This is a genomic window from Planctobacterium sp. R6, from assembly GCF_055755215.1.
Genome location: NZ_JBVTQY010000019.1, coordinates 21,159 through 37,683 on the forward strand (window position 1 = coordinate 21,159; position 16,525 = coordinate 37,683).

A 16,525-nucleotide genomic window follows, 5' to 3' on the forward strand; every position below is an offset into this window, starting at 1 on the left:
TATACCGACTATTCTCATTAGGTAAAGGAAAACACCATGTCAAAACTCTCAGAAGCGCTCAATAACCTCAAAGATACCGCTGCAGATTTCTCCTCGCTGACGGTAACCACCTATACCGGCAATTTGTCGATAATGTTTCAAAATTCGCAAACCGTAGCTGACGGTGATACGCCCAGCCTCAGTAATATTGATTTAGACAGGTTGTTTACCTATGCCATTGGCAACGCTAATGTGACAGCCGATCCCGAAAGTAAAATCACGTTAAAAGCGATGAATGTCCATAAAATTGATGGTGATGCGGTATTGTATCGTGATGAGCAGATTAGCGACGATATTGAAAAGGCCCACAATCAGGCGGTAACCGCAGGCAGAGAGACCCGGGAAGGAATTCTGAATCTGATAAAAAAGATTGTCTCCTGAACGCCTTGTTTGCTTGTGATGCGATAAAATTGCCACTGCAGATGCAGGGGCAACCTACTTCAGACATCACATCGGCCAGATTGTTTATGCAATCCAGACTAACGGCATAGGGACTTGTATATGGATGTCAACGGATCATTCGACAGTATTGTTAAGCATCAGCAACAGGTGCAGCAGGCAATATCTGCAAAAGTTTTGGGTACACCCATTCAGGGTCAAAACAATAATCTGGCACTGTTAACTGAGCCGGTAGGTGAAGTAATATGCGAACGCTTGTACCGCCTGCAGTATCTGTCTGGCGAGCAGTGGCAAGCCTATCAACTGGCGCTGACTCAGTATCGCGCCGCTAGTATACAACCGTTACAGCAATGGCAAAGTGAATTTGCATCGGCGCTGGTCAGTTTGCAACGGGAAGCCGGATTAAAAGTCGATCGCTGGTTTGGCGCTAAGACCTTTCAGGTAATTCAGCAAGTCTTTACTTTTGAAGAACCCACACACATTGCGTTTTGGTTTAAACATCAAAACCGGGATTTTATCAACCGGGCAATCTTCCAGCGTCTTTATGCTATGGCGGTTTTACCGGGTGAAATGCCGAGACTCTTCGACAATGCCGCGCCTGAATTCGCGCATCAACAGCTTGAACAATACATTAAACAAGGGTTGCAACTGTGGTCAGCCGTATTGAGAGCCTTTGACGTACCAGCTACTACGCTAAGTTCCGACTATGAATTGGTAAACTGGTTGTTTGACGTAGAAGGTTTGACCCGGCATTTGTCGGCCCATCGTTTACAGCTAAAAAACCGTTTTGACCGGGTCTATCTTGACCCTCATTGGGAGACGTTGCCTCTACAGGCACTGCCTGATTTGAACGACACGCAACGGCAGTCATTAGCCTTGAGGGTTATGTTGGCGCAGTCCCGCGTTGAGCTTTGGTTACAGGGTTACGCATTGGGTAAGTCTGCAGATGAGGGTGTATTTATGCCGGGTGATACTATCAGGTATCATTTTTATAGCCCGGCCTTTACCCCTATGGGGGGATTTGGCACACAGCTGATTGGTCCGGGATTGCGAAGGCAGATGGCATTTTGGCGTGATAGCCATCATCTGTTTTCGGCGATTTCCGCGGATGACCTACCACCGGGCCTGCGCCTTGATCGCAAGGTAGTGACACCGCTTCGTATTGCAAAAGACATTAAACAAAAACACCTGACCCTGGCCAGTATGGCATTGCATACTATTCATTGTGCAGCTGTGTTGGGAGCGTTGCCGCAACCCGACGAGTTAGAGCAACAAAACCGGTTGCAGGAAGAATATTTGAAACTAAAACCAGAGCATAAAACGACGCAAGTCTGGCAACAGGATCGACATTTTTTTGCTACCGTTTTAGACGGAGTTAAGCGCCTGTCACGTTGGTTGTGGGACAAGGTTAAATCAATATTTCAGGCGGTCACTGAAGCCGTGCAGCGGGTTGTACGTATGGTGCAGGCAATTGCCAGCAAAGGTCTGGCTTATTTTAATCGGGTGATTGATATTTTTTGTGCGACTGCCTGGTGGGTTACACAAAAGATCTGGGTAAACGAAGAAACTTTAGTGGTGGTCAGAGACAGTGATTTTGATATTGGTTTTTTAGCAGCCCCTGACTGCACTGAGGCAACGTTGCAGCAAGCCACTGACAAAATTCAGCACAAGGTCACTATGTTTCGTGCCGGTTGCATTTTGCTCTCTTTATTAATGGAGGTTTTTAAACTGGTTCTGGCTGGTGTAGGTGGTATTGCGAAATGGAAAATCGTAGACGCGGTTTGGGCTATCGCCAATTTCTATCGCGCATTATCTGAAGAAGATATCGCCTACCTTGATAGTGCGATGGCAATGGAGCTGGTGTAAATCACTGTTCAGATTCACAAATTCTTACTAATCAGGCTCCAATTGATTTTTTATCTTGTGTTTTAATACCGACACTTTAGCAAATTGTATTTAGTGACAGGAAGGCAGCGTGAAAACAGCGATTTTAGGGGTATTTTTATGGAGTTTTTTCAGCGTTGCCAATGCGGCCAGTCTTTGTGCTCGAGATTGTGCTTTTGTGCTCAAAGAGCAGTCCGGGAAATCAATAACCATTATCAATAATGAACGTGTTAATCAGGCCTTCACGCCGTATTCAACGTTTAAAATCCCTAACACACTCATCGCATTGGAAACCGGCGTTGTAGAGGATAGCTCACAACTGCTTAGCTTTGATACCAATACCTACCCAATAAAAGACTGGTGGCCGGAAGTGTGGCACAAAACCCCTTTGAATATCCGGACTGCTTTTCAAAAGTCGGCACTGCCTGTTTATCAGGCCATCGCTACGCAAATTGGTGTGCCACGAATGCAGCACTATATAGAGCAGTTCGGTTATGGGAACCAGGATATTTCTTCCGGCCTGGATAGTTTTTGGTTGAACGGTAGTCTTAAGATTTCTGCTATGCAACAGGTAGAGTTTTTACAACGTATGTATAGCGGACAATTGCCGGTTTCGGAATCTGCCTTAGCCCTGTTTAAACAGGTGATGTTAGTGGAGCAAACAGAGAAATACACACTTTATGCTAAAACCGGTGGCGGGCCTGTCGCAAAAGACATAGTGCTGGGCTGGTATGTGGGTATCGTTGACCGGGGCGAAGAGGTGTATTACTTCGCCCTGAATATGGACGGCAAGCGCTTCAGCGAAATTCAGCAAAAGCGCATTGACGTTGCACGATATCAATTGCAAGAGGCGGGTGTACTCTAATATTTATGGCGGACTTATTGCAAAAATAAGTTCACTCTAAGAATAAACTCAGTAGTTCATTGAGATAGCGTTTACCTAATTCGGAAACCTGCCAGTGATGGGTGGTTTCCGTTAGCAATCCTTTTTGCAGTGCTACTGCCAAACGCGATGCTATGACTTTGCTGTCTGACGACAATCCGGTGCGCTGTTCTAATTCTTCTTTGGGACAAGGTTCCAGCAAGCGAAAGCGGTTCATAAAGTATTCAAAACCCAGATCATCGGCTTGTACCTGGGTTTCTTCGAATAATTTATTGCGGGTTAAATCCATATAGCCTTTTGGATGCTTTACTTTCGCAGTACGCACAATGCGATTGTCTGCTAAGGTAACCTTACCATGTGCACCGCAGCCTATACCCAGATAGTCGCCGAAGCGCCAGTAATTAAGATTATGCTGACATTGTTGACCAGCTTTACTGTAGGCGGATATTTCATATTGCTGATAGCCAGCAGCCCGCAATAAAGCATCCCCCTGTTCCTGAATATCCCAGAGAATTTCGTCTTCCGGTAAAGCCGGTGGTTTGGAGTAAAACAGCGTATTTGGCTCTATGGTAAGCTGATACCAGGACAAATGGGGAGGGTTTAATGCAATCGCTTGCTGTAGGTCACTTAACGCATCCTGCAATGACTGTTCAGGCAATCCGTGCATAATATCAATATTAAAGGAGTTCAATCCCACACTTTGGGCGATACCCGCTGCTTTCACTGCCTCCTGGCTGTCATGGATACGTCCTAGTCGGGCGAGTTTCTGATTATCAAAACTCTGTACACCAATCGAAATCCGATTGACACCAGCTTCGACGTAGCCCTTAAAACGCTCGGCTTCTACGGTACCCGGGTTGGCTTCCAGAGTAATTTCAATATCCTGAGCAAATGGGATCTGTTGTTGCACACCTTGCAGAATATCTGCAATGCCTTTTGCCGAAAATAAACTGGGCGTTCCACCGCCGATAAAAATACTGTGGATTTCCCGGGGTGTTTTATTCAGATCTAAATAAGCCGCGATATCCTGTTGCAGGTCTTGCAACAGGTGCATGATATATTCCTGTTCCGGTAAATCCGCGTGTGACTGACCCTGTTTAATGCCATGGGAATTGAAATCACAATAGGGGCATTTCTGAACACACCAGGGAATGTGAATGTAAAGTGATAATGGTGGCACGGACTGGGCTTTCTGACTAAGGTTGCTGAACTAATACACCCGCGTCAATTAACTGGGGTAATAGTAACTGAATGGCGGCACCGCGATGGCTGATTTTGTTTTTTTCCGCTTTGCTCATTTGTGCCGCACTGCGTTTTTGTTCTTCTACCCAGAATACCGGGTCATAACCAAATCCATCTTTACCGGTTGGTTGCGCTAAAATCTCGCCGCGCCAGATACCTTGTGCTATCACCGGTGTCGGATCGTCAGCGCTTCGCATAAACACCAGGCAGCAGTGAAACTGTGCACCTCGTTGCGCATCTGGGCGCTCAGCCAGGGTCTTGAGCAGCTTGTCAATGTTGTCGCTGTCGCTGGCGTTTTCACCAGCAAACCTTGCAGAGTATATGCCCGGCGCTCCGCCGAGGGCGTCTACGGCCAAACCCGAATCGTCTGCAATCGCCGCCAGACCCGTTTCTGAGGCGGCATGACGGGCTTTGATAATGGCATTTTCTACAAATGTTTTACCGGTCTCTGCAACTGACGATACATTAAAATCTGATTGTGGTCGCAGAACAATATCAAAGGGTGACAACACTTCTGCCAGTTCTTTTACTTTGCCCGGGTTCCCGGTAGCTAATACAAATTCTTGTGGCATCAATGGTCCTATTTCTTCGCTTTTGCTTTGCTGTTTTTCTTTGTTGCCGTCTTTTTCTTTTTGGGCTTTTTAGGCGCGACTTTGGCTACTTTGTGTTTTGGCTCCAGGCCTTTTACTTTCTGGGCTTTGATAATGTCACCGGTGAAGCGGCTGATCTTGCCCATCATTTCCATTTCGTGCGCTTCCACCAGGGATATCGCATTGCCTTTTTTGCCGGAACGGCCGGTACGGCCAATGCGGTGTACGTAGACATCGGCAGAGCGGGGCAAGTCATAATTGATAACGTGACTGACATCGGGTATATCAATGCCTCTGGCGGCCACATCGGTGGCTAACATAATCGGGCTGTCACCATTTTTAAAGGCGGCGATGGCTTTGATTCGTCTGTCTTGCGGCATTTCACCTTGCAAAAATACATAACGTACATTTTGTGTTTGCAACCATTCAGCCAGCTCTGCCAGACGTTCACGGGTTTTGATGAACACGACGCAACGGTTAACCTCGTCACTTTGCAAATAGTGCAACAGCAACTGACGTTTGTGCTCCAACGTATCGGCAAAATGGATCCATTGCAGAATTTTAGGGCGCTCTTTGCGCGAAGGTGTTGTTTCCACTGAAACCGGATCATTGAGTACGGTTAAAGCAAAGCGCTCGACGTCTTTGCTGTCTAACGTTGCAGAGAATAAATGGGTTTGTTTGCGCCAGCGGGCTTCAGCACAGATTTGACTGACCACTGAGCCAAAACCCATGTCGAGCATGCGATCTGCTTCATCCAGAATTATCCATTCCAGTTCCCGACAATCAAAGGCTTCACGCTCGATATGCTCAAACAGTCTGCCCGGTGTCGCTATGACGATATCAACATTACTTTCCAGTAAGTCCAGGTCTGAGCCGTAATTAATGCCACCAATAATTGTACCGGACGTAATATCGGTGTAGGTGGCTATTTTTTGCGTTTGTTCATGCACCTGCAGTGCCAGCTCACGTGTTGGCGTCAGGATCAGAATACGGGGACCGTGTGGTTTTTTCGCCGGATAATCCAGTAAATATTGGCATGCGGGCAAAACAAAAGCGGCGGTTTTCCCGGTTCCGGTAGGTGCACTGGCTAAAACGTCCTTGCCGTCCAGTGCCGCCGGAATGGCTTCCATCTGAATACTGGTGGGTTTACTAAACCCCATTTCTGCGACGGCACGGCAAAGCTCGTCGTCCAGCTGTAAATCTTCAAACATGCATTAACCCATTAAATTTTTGCCGGATTATACCTGTTTTGCAGGGCTATGTTCGATTAAAAGTGCCAGGTATAAGCGATATTCGCGAAATCCATACCAGGGTTGTTATCATTCAGACCGCCATTAGAGTAATGCATGTAACGCAAGGCGACAGATTCCCGCAAGTTTTCCCCAAATTCGAAGATGATGCCAAGTCGATCTTCAAACTGGTAATGTGAGCCAATATCTTTTCCGGCAAAACGGGTATCTTCCACCAGGGAAACGCCAATACCAAATTCCCATTTGACCGGGTACTTGTCGTAAATCCGGGCAAACTCTTTACTAAATACCGGGGAAATAGCGAAAGCAAAGTTACTTTCATGACGCACCGGATCGCCAAATTCCCAAAAATTAAGACTAAATTCCCAGTACACGTCCAGGGTGCCCAACCACCTGAAGCTGTCAATTTGGGTAACCACAGGCCGGTATCCGAGACGCAAGCCTTTTAAATTGCCTTCTCCATGAAGGTACTCAATAGAAATAGCCTGATCGTAATTGTCCTCTAAATGCCACTGTTGCGCACTTGCCGGAAAAACCGCTGCAGTAATCAACATCAGGGTTGCTAAAAAAACGTTGTGCATTGTGAAATACCATTCAAATTCATTATGTACCGAATGGTATATAAATTAAATGCAAAAGATTAGCGGTAAAAATAGATGATTAAGTTCTAAAATATTGAATTAAAATTACTTGAAATGGTATTTACGTTATTTTAACGAATGCTTTGCTCAGCCTTAACCTGTGCAACAATTTGGCAACGTCGCTCGCTGAGTTCCTGCTTTATTGCCGCACCTTTAAATCCGTCCGCAATGATATTTTGCACATTGACCTGCAGCGCCGCGTTGAGGCAAGTTAGCAGGTAAGGCGCCTGAGGATAGGGGCGATGTTCAAAGCCGGTACGTCCTTTGGCATCGGCCTCACAGGCAAGCAACATATCCTGAAAGCGGTCAGGCTTGCGCCAGGCATCGACACTATCAAACAATTTAATGATGGTTTGCGGCCTTAATTCAAAGGCTTTGTGGACTTTGCCGTGATGTTCACAGGTTAATTTTGCCAGGTCCGTTTCCAGTTTAGGGGCTTTAATACGTTGGCATAATTGTTCAACCAGTGGCAGCCCGGCTTTTTCATGTCCATGATGACTGGGCCAGAATTGTGGTCTGGTGAGCCCTTTTCCTAAATCATGCAACAATGCGGCAAAACGCACGGGAATACGCTCACTCAACATGGCAGCTTGTTGTAAAACCATCATGACATGGACACCTGTATCTACCTCAGGATGCCATTTTTCAGGGTTAGGCACGCCCCACAGCGCATCCAGTTCCGGGAACCAGTCTTGCAAGCCGTTGCAACTGCGCAGGGTCTCAAAATAAACCTCTGGGTTAGGTTCTGACAGTGCTTTGGCCGTCTCAACCCATACCCGTTCTGCAGAGAGTGTTTTCAGTTCATGGCTTTGTGTAATTTCGGTCATCAGTGCCAGGGTTTCCGGGGCTATTTTGAACCCGTACCCGGCATAACGCGCCGCAAATCGGGCCACTCTGAGCACTCTTAATGGATCTTCAATAAAGGCATCAGAGACATGGCGCAGGATTCGCTGTTCTAAATCTTTCTGACCACCATAAGGGTCGATGAGAACACCGTGCTCATCTTCAGCCATTGCGTTGACAGTTAAATCACGACGGATGAGATCATCCGCTAAGGTCACGCTGGAGGAGGTATCAGTGTCAAAGCCCGTATAGCCTTCGCCCGATTTTTTTTCTTTGCGGGCGAGGGCATACTCTTCTTTACTTTTTGGGTGTAAGAATACCGGGAAATCTTTGCCAACCTGTTGATAGCCCGCCTGTAACATCTCCCTGGAAGTCGCTCCTGTGACTACCCAGTCTCGGTCTTTTACCTGGCGACCCAGGAGTTTGTCGCGTACAGCACCGCCCACCAAATACACTTGCATTATTTTTACGTTTTCTTCATCGCAGATTCATGATTAAGGTTTATTATGCCGGAAAATGTGAATTTTTACTTTTGATGTTTTGACTTAATAAACACAAATCGTCAGGATAGCCAACCAGAATGATTTGATTCAGTGGAAACCGGACAAGCAGATATGTATCTGAATTACTTTGGGTTAAAGGATAATCCCTTTTCTATAGCACCAAACCCCGAATATTTGTTTATGAGCCCCAGACACAGAGAGGCCCTGGCACACCTGACTTTTGGGCTGAGAGAAAGTGGCGGTTTTGTGATGCTCACCGGGGAAGTGGGTACAGGTAAAACCACCGTAGCGCGTAAACTGTTGCAGGATTTACCGGCAACAACCCAGGTCGCAATGATATTAAATCCAACCTTGTCTGCCATTGAACTGCTGGCGACAATTTGTGATGAACTTGGCATTGAATACGAGCGCCAGCTTTCCAGTCTGAAGTACTTTACTGATTTGATACTAAAAAAATTAAGTGATAATCACCAAAACAATAAGAATACCATTCTTATCATTGATGAAGCGCAACACCTGATGCCGGAAGTACTTGAGCAATTGCGATTGTTAACCAACCTGGAAACCAACCGTGAAAAGCTGATGAAGGTTGTGTTAATTGGGCAACCAGAGTTGCAACAGTTGTTAAAACGCAATGAGTTACGCCAGTTGGCACAGCGCATCACTGCCCGTTATCACTTATTACCGCTGACGTCTGGCGAGGTAAAGGAGTATGTTGCCCACAGATTACAGGTAGCCAATGGTGATCGTGGGGTATTTAGCCACGGCGCATTGCAGGCAGCCTATCAAATTACAGGGGGGATCCCCCGGGTCATCAATTTATTGTGCGACAGAGCTTTGACCATTACGGCCAGCAAACAAATGCTATCGGTTAAGCGGCACATTTTGGTGGCTGCGGCTCAGCAAATCTTAGGTGAGGATGTGGTTAAACAGCGTCAGGGTAAACAGCAAACCTTAATGCTGGTGTTGCTGTTTCTGTTAAGCACGACGTTGGGTTTTGCCATGGGGAGTTGGTATGGCTAAACAAATTGGTATTCAGGCGCTGCAGCCTGGCATGTTTATCCTGGGCATTATTGAGCAAAATGGCCCGGTCAGGATCAAAAAAACAGGTCTGGTAACCAGCCAGGAAATGGTTCAGGGGCTGGCAGAAATGGGGGTTGTCTCGGTTGCGATTGATCCGGAAAAAACCGTAGAACTGGAAATCGAAGATACCCACCACGTTTCGCAAACACAGTTTGTGATGCAGGCCAATGAAGAATCGCCACGCCAGGATGCAGATAATCAGTTAACCGAGCAGTTTAATCGCAGCCTGTTTATGCCTTCTTTGCAAAAAGTTCCCTCGGCCTGGCGATATTATGGCACTCAGGTTGGGATAGCGGCATTGGTGGTCTTTGTCGGATTTTTCACCGGCTGGTTTGCCAGTGGCTTCGCGAATAAGAGCAGTAGCCCAGTTAGCGTCTTAGAACCGGTGCAGGATACTGCCACTTTGGTGGCTGATAAACCTCAGAATCCGGCACAATCCGTACCGGTAAAAGACACTGTGGCTGACAATACGGCGCAAACTCAACCTGGCAGTATTGTAGCCGCAGTTGAACCGGAAACGACGGATAAGACGCAGGAAGAGACGGCGGCGCAAAATGTCAGTGAATCTGTTTCTCGCAATCTTGCCTCTCAAAATGTGCCATCATCAGCCGATACAGAAGAGACTGTTGCGGTGACAGAGGCAGCACCAGCGGCGGCGAGTTCTGCAGTGTCACCAGAGTTGATGAAACGTTTTGAAGCGGCGATGGCGGATTTGGAAAAAGAGTCGTCGCCAACGTTAGCGGATGACGGTGAAACCCTGGAATATGGTCGTGCAGAAAACACCTATAATTCCACTGACATTCAGCGGGTTGACCAGTTGCCAGCCCGCATAATGACGCGCTTGCCCAGTATGTCTTTTTCAGCACATATGTATGCCTCTAATCCCAATGACCGTTGGGTGAAGTTAAACGGTATCGAAATGGGCGAGGGGGAATGGCTTGATGACAAGTTATTTATTGAACGCATTGAACCACAGCATGTGATCTTAGTGTTTGAAGGGCACCAGTTCAGTATGCGGGCTTTATCCGAATGGTAACATGGCGCTAATCAAAGGGGTTTTGGTTTGCAAGAGAGTGAAGCCAGAGCATATTTTTTACGGGATATGCGCAAGGCAAAAAACAACGTTGAACGCTTTTATAAAGCTCAGCACGAGTTCGGCTCTAAAAAGCACGTACAACAGTTTTTAACGGATTTTCGTCAGGCTCATGCTGGCATCACTATTTTTGAGTATCGCAAGCCCACCCGTCACCCCTGGCACTTTCACCATACGTTCTTTTATATCGAACCCAAAGCAATTGAAGAAGACGGCATCGGAAAGCTGCTATTAGTTCAGCAAACCACGCTGGATTCAAAAAAGTTAGTCAAAGGTGATCTGAGCGACATTCTTGAGGTACAGGTAACCCGCGATTTAATGCTGCATGAGCACTTTTTCACTCGTTTAATTCAACGGGCAGAGTTATCCGGGCTTAAAGCCGCACTCAACCTGACGGCACATTCTCTGGCAGAAGTGTTGGTTCAGATAAAATTTGCCCTGACTCAGTTTGAAGAGGGACAGACGCTACACCTGGTGTTTCCTGACAAAGTATTCATTGTGACCTGCGAAAAGGCACAGGCATTATTGATTTTTAAAACGGTCATTTTGGCCGAATTTATGACAGAGCGACAGTTGCGGATCTATTCAGGCGCGATTGCCCAGGCAAAAGTCTCTGAAAATGGCTTTGTATCACTGCGTGAAGATGAAGAAGCTTATGAATTATTGTTCTGAGCTTCATTTTTGCGGATTTCCTCTCAGTCATTCCTCACCTTCAACAGCTTCTGAGTGATTGTTTGAAAATTTTATTAAAGTTTTTTTAAAGGGCAGCCGATACGTCTCACAGGTAGGTTTTTATTTGTGAGTGAATCTGATGGGATCAAGAGTTGTACCCTCAAACATTTTGCGTTTATGGTTTTGGATGATCGACAGTTCTGGCTCTGTTGAGTTAGAGCAAAGCGCCACCGAATCTATTTTGAAATTTTACACCGATATGAATGTCGCCCGCAAAGAGCTGGAAATGCCCGCACACTTTTGAGCTTTCCGATAACACGGCTTGTTCTGTTCCGGAACAAGCGCTGTAGCGTTTTCTTTTTTACCTGTTCCTGATTTTTACCTTGTCTTTGCTGACCTTGCCCCAATACACTATCTGAAACGTCAAGTTTAAACCTCAGAAGGAGAAAGTAATGACGCCGATTGATATAGGTATCAGTGAGCAAAATCGTTTGAAAATTGCCGATGGCCTGAAGCGTTTACTGGCCGACTCATACACGCTGTATTTGCAAACCCATAATTTCCACTGGAATGTTACCGGACCGCAGTTTCGTGAGTTGCATTTGATGTTTGAAGAGCATTATACCGAACTGGCAGTAGCTGTAGACGATATCGCTGAACGCATTCGAACTTTGGATGTACCGGCACCTGGGACATACAAAGAATTTGCGCAACTGAGCTCGATAGACGAAGTGGATGGTGTACCGGAAGCCGGTAATATGGTGGATATTCTGACTCGGGGACATGAGCAGGTGGTGAGAACTGCCAGAGAAGTCCTGGCGCTTTCTCAGGCGGCAGATGATGAATCTACCTCGGCGTTGGTGTCTGATCGTATGCGAATTCACGAAAAAACCGCGTGGATGCTAAGAGCCACCAGAAAACAGTAATCAGCAATGTTCAGGATGTTGTCGCTAAACAGCGACTACATCCTTAAATGGCACCCAGAAAAATATCCCGGAAGAATTTGGTCAGGTTAATTTTAAATTCATTGGGTCTGACGGTGCACTCAATCTCATCTGCTACTTTTGCCAGATCGACTCGCTTTAACTCAGTATGGGCGCCACTGGTGACACTGTAAAAGCACATGACCAATGGTTTAATAGGCTCGTCTTTGTTGGCTTTGACAATGATTCCTAATTTGCCACTTTTCAGTTTGACCAATGAACCAACCGGGTGCACACCAATACATCGAATGAATTGCTGTACCAGTGATTGGTCGTATTTTCCGGAGGTATCGGATAACAACTTTTTTAGCGCTGCAGTTGGTGTATAGCCTTTGCGATAGGGACGATCACTGGTCATGGCGTCATAGCTGTCGATGATCGCGGCCATGCGGCCGTAGGTGTTTATCTGATCGCCTTTTTTACCTTCCGGATATCCCGAACCATCAAGTCGTTCATGATGATCCTGAATGACGCTCAGCACCACGTCGGAGACGTTTTCTTCCTGAGAAACCAGCTCTACCCCAAAATCCACATGCATTTTAATCATTTCCTGATCTTCAGCGTGGAATTTATCGCCTTTTTGCAATAGCTCTTCCGGAATGGTAGCCATACCAATATCCATCAGAAAACCACCCAGGCAAAGGTCTTCGGTCAGTTCTTTGTCGAATCCCAGGTGTCGGGCGAAAACCCCCATGTATATGGCGCTGTTGACGCTGTGCTCCCAGATGTAATCCGGGGCGTCTTTAATTAAAGAGACACAAGATAATGCATTGGGGTTTTCAAAAATACTGTCGATAATTTCTGACGAGACTTTGCGGATCTCTTCAATATTTGTTTGTTCGCCGTTACGCACTTTGTCGAGCAACTTACAATGAACCTGTTTTGCCTGATCGTGTAAGGTTTGCGATTGGTTTAGTGAATCTGAAAGCGACTTTTCCGGTGCTTTGTCTGCAACTGATTCCGTTTCCTGCGCTTGTTCTGGTTGATGTTTGGCGATTTCCTCAAGATTACTTTTACTGTAATCCACTTCCAGTTCCAGAATGCCTTTTTTCTTGAGCATGGCAATGAGTTCAGGGCGTTTTATCAGACCTTGAGATTTGACTTTCAGTTGACCACTTTGTTTGGTCACACGGCTGACAAACATCCCTGGCAGGAGTTGATCTATAGGAACGATAGCGATTTGATTTTGCTGCATATTATCAATTCAATCTGTCAGGTAAATGCGAATGTTCAGGTATTAATCGAGAAGTATTGCCAATATCAGGGATATTGGCAATGACACATTAGCATAATACTGAAAAAGATTGTGTTTGAATTATGCTAACCAGGCGGGAATGTGGGATTCGTAGTTGGCTATTTCGGTTTCACTTTCCATGGTTTGACCAATAGCATCAAGACCTTTGATCAGGTTTTGCTTGTGGTGGGCTTCAATGTCGAAGCTAAAGGTATTGCCATTGCATGACAGGGTTTGCTCCGGCAGGTTAAGTGAAATCGTGCAATCCGGGTCCGCCTGAACCGCAGCAAATAAACGGTCCATTTGCTCTCCTGGCAGTGCGACAGGCAGCAATTGATTGTTCATGCAATTGCCGTAAAAGATATCGGCAAAACTGGTGGCAACAACCACTTTAAAGCCGTAATCAGTCAGGGCCCATGGGGCGTGTTCCCGGCTGGAGCCACAGCCAAAATTTTCCCTGGCTAATAATACACTGGCACCCTGGTGTTCTGCTTTGTTCAGTACAAAATCTGGATTGGGTTCCTTTTCTTCCAGGTCCAGATAACGCCAGTCATGAAACAGATGTTTGCCAAATCCGGCTCGGCTGACAGAGGTCAGGAACTGCTTTGGTATAATCTGGTCGGTATCCACGTTAGCACTGTCCAGTGGCACAGCTGTACCGGTAAATTCTGTAATCCCGCTCATATTATTCTGCTCCATATTGTCTGACATCTACAAATTTGCCATTCAGGGCGGCTGCCGCAGCCATTGCCGGACTGACAAGGTGAGTTCTGGCACCTCGTCCCTGGCGGCCTTCGAAATTGCGGTTGCTGGTAGATGCACAACGGTCGCCCGGTTGTAAGATATCGTCATTCATCCCCAGACACATTGAGCAGCCGGGCAGACGCCATTCAAAACCGGCATTAATAAAGATTTCATCCAGCTTTTCGGCTTCGGCCTGCATTTTTACCTGAGCGGAGCCCGGTACCACAATGGCGGTGACATTTGCCGCTACTTTACCTTGTTTGGCGACTTTAGCCGCAGCCCGTAAATCTTCGATACGGCTGTTGGTGCAGGAGCCAATAAATACATTGTTGACGGCTAGTTCAGACAGCTTTTGGCCGGCCAGAATGCCCATGTATTTTAACGCTTTGGTGGCGGAATCTTTTTCAACCGAATCATTAAAGTCGTCGGGGCCAGGGATCGGACTGTTAATGCCGATGACCTGACCTGGGTTGGTGCCCCAGGTGACTTGTGGTTCAATCGCTTCGGCCTTTAGTATCACTACCGTATCGAAATGAGCGTCAGGATCTGATTTCAGCTCTGCCCAGTCTGCAATGGCGGCTTCCCAGTTGTCTGCTTTAGGTGCATAGTCGCGACCTTTAATGTAATCAATGGTGATCTGATCCGGTGCAATGAGTCCGGCTTTAGCGCCTGCCTCAATGCTCATGTTACAGATGGTCATGCGCTCTTCCATACTCAGCGCTTCAATGGCACTACCTGCATATTCAATAACATGACCAGTTGCCCCGGCGTGTCCAATTTTGCCGATGATGGCAAGAATAATGTCTTTGGCCGTAATGCCAGGTGGCAATTGACCCTGAACATCCACTTTCATGGTTTTGGCTTTGCTTTGTTTCAGGGTTTGCGTAGCCAGAACATGCTCAACCTGAGACGTGCCTATGCCAAACGCTAACGCACCGAAGGCGCCGTGGGTGGCGGTATGAGAATCCCCACAAACTACTGTCATACCGGGTAAGATAAGCCCTAATTCTGGCCCTATAACATGCACAATCCCTTGCTTGTGATGGCCAACAGGGTATAACTCTATGCCATTGGCTTCACAGTTGCTCATCAGTGTTTGCAATTGCAACTGGTTTGCCGGGCCACAGGCATCTATCGCTAAGGAGCGTGTAGATATACTGTGATCCATAGTGGCAAACGTTTTGTCCGGGCGTCTGACTTTGCGTCCTTTTTCCGCAAGGCCAGCAAAGGCCTGTGGTGACGTGACTTCGTGGATTAGATGACGATCAATGTACAATAAAGTGTCGTTGCCTACCTGATCAACAATGTGACGTTGCCAGATTTTTTCGTACAAGGTTTGCGCCATTAGTGACTCTCCTTAATGGTATTGGCGATGAAATCACCGACCTGGGCGGTGGTTTTGGCTTCATGGCGTTTGTCGGCAGGCAATAATTCTGCGGTTAAAACCTGTGACTGCAGAGCGGTTACTACCGCGTTGTCAATGGCGTCCGCTGCGTCGTTCTCGTTCAGGCTGTAGCGCAACAACATGGACAATGACAATATCTGAGCGATAGGGTTGGCTATACCTTTACCGGCGATATCCGGTGCGGAACCACCGGCGGGCTCGTACATGCCAAATCCGTCCGCATTGATACTGGCAGAAGGCAACAGACCCATGGAACCGGTGATCATGGCGCACTCATCAGAAATAATATCGCCGAACAGGTTAGAGCATAACAACACATCAAAATCCGAAGGGTAGCGAATTAACTGCATGGTAGCGTTGTCGATATAGATGTGCTCCAGGGAGACATCCGGATAGTCTTTAGCGACTTCCTCGGTAACTTCACGCCACAGGCGACTGCAAACTAACACGTTGGCCTTGTCTACTGAAGTAACTTTTTTACTGCGTTTCTGCGCCGCTTCAAAAGCAATTTTGGCAATGCGACGAATCTCCATTCGGCTATAGCGCATGGTGTCAAAGGCATATTGTTCTTCACCTTCGCCTTCCATACCTTTGGGTTGGCCGAAATAAATGCCACCAGTTAATTCTCTGACAACCAGTACATCAAAGCCGCTGGCAGCAATGTCGGCGCGCAGCGGTGAGAAGGATTCCAGGCCTTCATAAATACGGGCAGGGCGCAGGTTACTGAATAACCCAAAATGACTGCGCAAAGTCAGTAATGCGGCTCTTTCCGGGCGCTGTTCCAGCGGCAGGTTATCCCATTTGGGGCCGCCAATAGAGCCAAACAAAATGGCGTCAGCATTTTCACAACCTTTCAGGGTTTTGTCAGGCAGGGCATGACCGTCCTGGTCGATGGCGTATCCGCCTACATTAAATTGTTCAGTGGTTATGTTGAGATCAAACTTATGCTTGATGGTTTCCAACACTTTTAAGGCTTCGTTCATGACCTCGGGGCCAATTCCGTCTCCGGCCAATACTGCGATATGTTTTCCTGACAT

16 protein-coding genes are annotated in these 16,525 nt (G+C 46.9%); 7 read left to right on the top strand and 9 right to left on the bottom strand.

Translation table 11 applies throughout. The features are described 5' to 3' along the window. Positions 1–36 precede the first annotated feature (36 nt). The 3 genes from AC0J20_RS13075 to AC0J20_RS13085 all read left to right on the top strand — a co-directional run bounded on the left by AC0J20_RS13075 (position 37) and on the right by AC0J20_RS13085 (position 3,187). Positions 37–420, top strand: a complete 384-nt coding sequence (locus AC0J20_RS13075; RefSeq protein WP_229527019.1) for a hypothetical protein — start codon at positions 37–39, stop codon at positions 418–420. A gap of 120 nt (positions 421–540) precedes the next feature. Further along, positions 541–2,304 (top strand): hypothetical protein, encoded by a 1,764-nt coding sequence (locus AC0J20_RS13080; protein WP_473021993.1) that lies wholly within the window; start codon positions 541–543, stop codon positions 2,302–2,304. A 109-nt stretch (positions 2,305–2,413) separates the two neighbouring features. After that, on the top strand, positions 2,414–3,187 hold the full coding sequence (locus AC0J20_RS13085) for a penicillin-binding transpeptidase domain-containing protein (protein WP_473021994.1): 774 nt from the start codon (positions 2,414–2,416) through the stop codon (positions 3,185–3,187). 31 nt (positions 3,188–3,218) lie between these two features. Here the strand turns inward: AC0J20_RS13085 and hemW are convergent, their stop codons facing one another. The 5 genes from hemW to AC0J20_RS13110 form a co-directional block, all read right to left on the bottom strand. Then, positions 3,219–4,385 (bottom strand): radical SAM family heme chaperone HemW, encoded by a 1,167-nt coding sequence (hemW, locus tag AC0J20_RS13090; RefSeq protein WP_473021995.1) that lies wholly within the window; start codon positions 4,383–4,385, stop codon positions 3,219–3,221. 16 nt (positions 4,386–4,401) lie between these two features. Continuing rightward, a complete protein-coding gene (gene rdgB, locus AC0J20_RS13095; protein ID WP_473021996.1) occupies positions 4,402–5,019 on the bottom strand; it encodes an RdgB/HAM1 family non-canonical purine NTP pyrophosphatase in 618 nt (205 codons plus the stop codon). Between the two features lie 8 nt (positions 5,020–5,027). Next, the gene (srmB, locus tag AC0J20_RS13100) at positions 5,028–6,248 is read right to left on the bottom strand and encodes an ATP-dependent RNA helicase SrmB (protein WP_229527024.1); all 1,221 of its coding nucleotides are present in this window, start codon (positions 6,246–6,248) and stop codon (positions 5,028–5,030) included. Positions 6,249–6,304: 56 nt separating this feature from the next. Then, on the bottom strand, positions 6,305–6,868 hold the full coding sequence (locus AC0J20_RS13105) for an acyloxyacyl hydrolase (protein ID WP_229527025.1): 564 nt from the start codon (positions 6,866–6,868) through the stop codon (positions 6,305–6,307). 131 nt (positions 6,869–6,999) lie between these two features. Continuing rightward, positions 7,000–8,232: a multifunctional CCA addition/repair protein gene (locus AC0J20_RS13110; protein WP_473021997.1), complete on the bottom strand. Its 1,233-nt coding sequence runs from the start codon at positions 8,230–8,232 to the stop codon at positions 7,000–7,002. 153 nt (positions 8,233–8,385) lie between these two features. Here AC0J20_RS13110 and AC0J20_RS13115 point away from each other — a divergent pair, with 153 nt between their 5' ends. From AC0J20_RS13115 to AC0J20_RS13130, 4 genes are all read left to right on the top strand, one after another. Next, a complete protein-coding gene (locus tag AC0J20_RS13115) occupies positions 8,386–9,297 on the top strand; it encodes an ExeA family protein (protein ID WP_229527027.1) in 912 nt (303 codons plus the stop codon). Next, positions 9,290–10,393, top strand: coding sequence for a general secretion pathway protein GspB (locus AC0J20_RS13120; RefSeq protein WP_473021998.1), 1,104 nt, complete (start codon positions 9,290–9,292; stop codon positions 10,391–10,393). Before AC0J20_RS13115 ends, AC0J20_RS13120 begins: the two co-directional genes overlap by 8 nt. A gap of 27 nt (positions 10,394–10,420) precedes the next feature. Continuing rightward, positions 10,421–11,122: a hypothetical protein gene (locus tag AC0J20_RS13125; RefSeq protein WP_229527029.1), complete on the top strand. Its 702-nt coding sequence runs from the start codon at positions 10,421–10,423 to the stop codon at positions 11,120–11,122. A gap of 452 nt (positions 11,123–11,574) precedes the next feature. Next, positions 11,575–12,048: a Dps family protein gene (locus AC0J20_RS13130; RefSeq protein WP_229527031.1), complete on the top strand. Its 474-nt coding sequence runs from the start codon at positions 11,575–11,577 to the stop codon at positions 12,046–12,048. Positions 12,049–12,091: 43 nt separating this feature from the next. Here AC0J20_RS13130 and AC0J20_RS13135 read toward each other — a convergent pair whose 3' ends face one another. From AC0J20_RS13135 to leuB, 4 genes are all read right to left on the bottom strand, one after another. Beyond that, the gene (locus tag AC0J20_RS13135) at positions 12,092–13,300 is read right to left on the bottom strand and encodes an HD-GYP domain-containing protein (RefSeq protein ID WP_473021999.1); all 1,209 of its coding nucleotides are present in this window, start codon (positions 13,298–13,300) and stop codon (positions 12,092–12,094) included. A 120-nt stretch (positions 13,301–13,420) separates the two neighbouring features. Continuing rightward, entirely contained in the window at positions 13,421–14,023 is a 603-nt protein-coding gene (leuD, locus tag AC0J20_RS13140; RefSeq protein ID WP_473022000.1) for a 3-isopropylmalate dehydratase small subunit, read from the bottom strand. A 1-nt stretch (position 14,024) separates the two neighbouring features. Beyond that, positions 14,025–15,428 (bottom strand): 3-isopropylmalate dehydratase large subunit, encoded by a 1,404-nt coding sequence (gene leuC, locus AC0J20_RS13145; RefSeq protein ID WP_473022001.1) that lies wholly within the window; start codon positions 15,426–15,428, stop codon positions 14,025–14,027. Beyond that, positions 15,428–16,525, bottom strand: coding sequence for a 3-isopropylmalate dehydrogenase (gene leuB / locus AC0J20_RS13150; protein ID WP_229527035.1), 1,098 nt, complete (start codon positions 16,523–16,525; stop codon positions 15,428–15,430). The genes leuC and leuB overlap by 1 nt, the downstream gene beginning before the upstream one ends.

Coding starts and splice junctions, on each gene's coding strand:
- AC0J20_RS13075 (WP_229527019.1), top strand. CDS start 37: ATGTCAAAACTCTCAGAAGCGCTCAATAACCTCAAAGATACCGCTGCA.
- AC0J20_RS13080 (WP_473021993.1), top strand. CDS start 541: ATGGATGTCAACGGATCATTCGACAGTATTGTTAAGCATCAGCAACAG.
- rdgB (WP_473021996.1), bottom strand. CDS start 5,019: ATGCCACAAGAATTTGTATTAGCTACCGGGAACCCGGGCAAAGTAAAA.
- srmB (WP_229527024.1), bottom strand. CDS start 6,248: ATGTTTGAAGATTTACAGCTGGACGACGAGCTTTGCCGTGCCGTCGCA.
- AC0J20_RS13105 (WP_229527025.1), bottom strand. CDS start 6,868: ATGCACAACGTTTTTTTAGCAACCCTGATGTTGATTACTGCAGCGGTT.
- AC0J20_RS13110 (WP_473021997.1), bottom strand. CDS start 8,232: ATGCAAGTGTATTTGGTGGGCGGTGCTGTACGCGACAAACTCCTGGGT.
- AC0J20_RS13115 (WP_229527027.1), top strand. CDS start 8,386: ATGTATCTGAATTACTTTGGGTTAAAGGATAATCCCTTTTCTATAGCA.
- AC0J20_RS13120 (WP_473021998.1), top strand. CDS start 9,290: ATGGCTAAACAAATTGGTATTCAGGCGCTGCAGCCTGGCATGTTTATC.
- AC0J20_RS13130 (WP_229527031.1), top strand. CDS start 11,575: ATGACGCCGATTGATATAGGTATCAGTGAGCAAAATCGTTTGAAAATT.
- AC0J20_RS13135 (WP_473021999.1), bottom strand. CDS start 13,300: ATGCAGCAAAATCAAATCGCTATCGTTCCTATAGATCAACTCCTGCCA.
- leuD (WP_473022000.1), bottom strand. CDS start 14,023: ATGAGCGGGATTACAGAATTTACCGGTACAGCTGTGCCACTGGACAGT.
- leuC (WP_473022001.1), bottom strand. CDS start 15,428: ATGGCGCAAACCTTGTACGAAAAAATCTGGCAACGTCACATTGTTGAT.
- leuB (WP_229527035.1), bottom strand. CDS start 16,525: ATGTCAGGAAAACATATCGCAGTATTGGCCGGAGACGGAATTGGCCCC.